The sequence below is a fragment of the Kocuria sp. ZOR0020 genome (assembly GCF_000800955.1).
Lineage (GTDB): Bacteria > Actinomycetota > Actinomycetes > Actinomycetales > Micrococcaceae > Kocuria > Kocuria subflava.
In genome coordinates this window covers 1-2,223 of record NZ_JROX01000405.1, presented here as the reverse complement: position 1 = coordinate 2,223, position 2,223 = coordinate 1, and the positions used below count along the sequence as shown (strand labels likewise).

Annotated in this window: 2 protein-coding genes; one reads left to right on the top strand and one right to left on the bottom strand. The window is 65.6% G+C overall.

Features of this window, described 5'->3' with window-relative positions:
* Positions 1 to 118: 118 nt before the first annotated feature.
* The gene (locus L979_RS14000) at positions 119 to 1,291 is read right to left on the bottom strand and encodes a restriction endonuclease (RefSeq protein ID WP_231559560.1); all 1,173 of its coding nucleotides are present in this window, start codon (positions 1,289 to 1,291) and stop codon (positions 119 to 121) included.
* Between the two features lie 76 nt (positions 1,292 to 1,367).
* Between L979_RS14000 and mobF the strand changes: the two genes are divergently transcribed.
* Positions 1,368 to 2,223 (top strand): MobF family relaxase (gene mobF, locus L979_RS13995; protein WP_369793008.1); only part of this gene is annotated, 856 nt, incomplete at its 3' end.

Here is a 2,223-nt window from a genome sequence, read left to right as displayed (position 1 = left end):
CACCGCCGCGCCGTCAGCTTCTACACCCTCATCTGCGAAGAGCCCGGAATGCTCAACGGCAAGCTCTCTGCGTTGCGTTGGGTACTTGGCAGCGAATGGGACTTCTTGGACACGTAGCTCACGGCCGAAGCCCGTGGCTCGCTATCAGGTCGGGGCGCTGGGACAGCAGCGTTTCGAGCCGGCTGTCCGGCCAGAGTTCTATAAAGGGCAGCTTTCCGTCAGCGTTGTGCTTTTCCGCTACGGCCACCGCGTCCGTCGTGAATCGTCCACTCGTTGCAATAACGAGCGCACGAACAGGCGGTGGTTCCCAAAGAGAAAGCGCCGCGAGCGTGCCCGTGATGTCGGCGGGGCCGACAGACTTGGTAGTCCAGTGCTTGGCCTGGACTATGACCCGTTCGGTTCGAGTCGTTCCGCCGTCGTCTCGGATGACGCGCTCCGCCGAGAGGTCCCGTCCTCGATCCGGCGCGCGAGTCTTCATCAGCCACTCAACGTTCTGATAGCGCGGGAACGCCCGTAGGAGATCGAAGAGCAGTCGCTCGAATCCGTCGTCATCGAGAGCGGACCACGACAAGCCGGTACTCGCCGCTCCGGCTGGCCTCGCAGAGGCGGCTACACCGAGGTCGATCCCGGGGACCGGGAGCGGGTCAGACTCCGCCAGACTCGCTGCCTCGATGTCCGCACGAACCGAAGGCCAATCCATCTCAACGATGTCATGCCAGTCGTGACCCTGCCCGAAGTGCATGTGACGGTTAAGGTCGGTCCACCGTCCGCCGCGCTCAGTGGTGTCTCCGAGCAGTCGTTCGATCTCGCTAATAGCGTCTTCGATTGGCGCCGTCGTAGGGTCGTCAAGTCGATCGGTTGAATCGCGCGGTACCGACTCCACTATCCGTGGAAGGGCCTCGTTGATGGTCGAGGTGAGGTCGTTCAGCCGCTCGTGGATCGCTCTACGCCGGGCTCGTGCCAGCCGGAATCGGTACTCGTCAAGCTGGGTGCCTGGTTCCTCCAACTGATTCATGAGCGCAAAGGGCGGCTCCCCGATGTCGGCGTAGTCGATGAATGCCTGACCGGCAGCATCCGCGTCGGGGAGTTCTTCGGTCACCGTCCGCCCGTCGATTGGCGGCAACCCGGACAGCAGCGCGCTCCATGCCCTCCGTAGGTCCTCATACTCTCGGCTTGATCCGCGACTTGGGCCGGAGGGAAGCATCGGTTGGGCTCGCTCCCAGACTGCTTCGAGCTTGGCGAGGTTCGCCGCAGAGCGATCCATCACCTGGAGCAACTCGTCAAGATTCACCGCTCAAGTCTCCCATCCATCTCCCGCAGGGTCCTTCTCGTGCGCCGGCGCCTACCTCCCTGTCGTGACGGTTTCGATGCGGGTGGTGAGCGCGGGCGACGGGTATAGGTACCTGTTGAGGTCCATCGCCGCAGGGGACGGCGACCGCTCGCTGTCCACGCCGCTGACCCGCTACTACGCGGAGGCGGGGACGCCGCCGGGCTTCTGGATGGGCTCGGGGCTGGGTCGTCTCGGGTACGGCGAGCTGGTCGAGGGAGCGCAGGTCTCAGAAGCTCAGCTCGCGCTGTTGGTCGGGATGGGCCATGACCCGATCACGGGCGAGCCTCTGGGCCGCGCCTACCAGCAGTTCGCGTCGATTACTGAGCGGATCAAGCAGCGCGTGGACGCCCTCGACGCCGAGTTGGGGCCGGCGACTCGAGCGCAGGAAGTGGCCACGATCGAGGCGGAGGAAGCCGAGCGCGGCGCTCGCCGCGCCGTAGCGGGCTACGACTTCACGTTCAGCGTGCCGAAGTCGGTCTCCACGATCTGGGCGGTTACAGACGCCGGCACCCAAGCCCTGATCGCAGACGCCCATCATGCGGTGGTTGCAGAGCTGGTTGCGTTCCTCGAACGCGAGGTTGCCGCAACCCGCGTCGGTGCAACCGGCCCGGACGGCGCGGTTGCGCACGTCGATGTCGCAGGCGTCGTGGCCGCGGCGTTCGATCACTACGACAGCCGCGCCGGCGACCCGCAGTTGCACACCCACGTCATCATCAGCAACAAGGTCCTGACTGTGCAGGACGGGCGTTGGCGGACCCTCGCGGGCCGCCCCATGCACGCGGTGGTCGTCGCGGTCTCCGAGCTCTACAACGCCGCTCTGGCCGATCAGCTCACCCGCGTCCTCGGCGTGGAGTGGGAAGCGCGCGAGCGAGGCAGGGATCGAAACCCGGCCT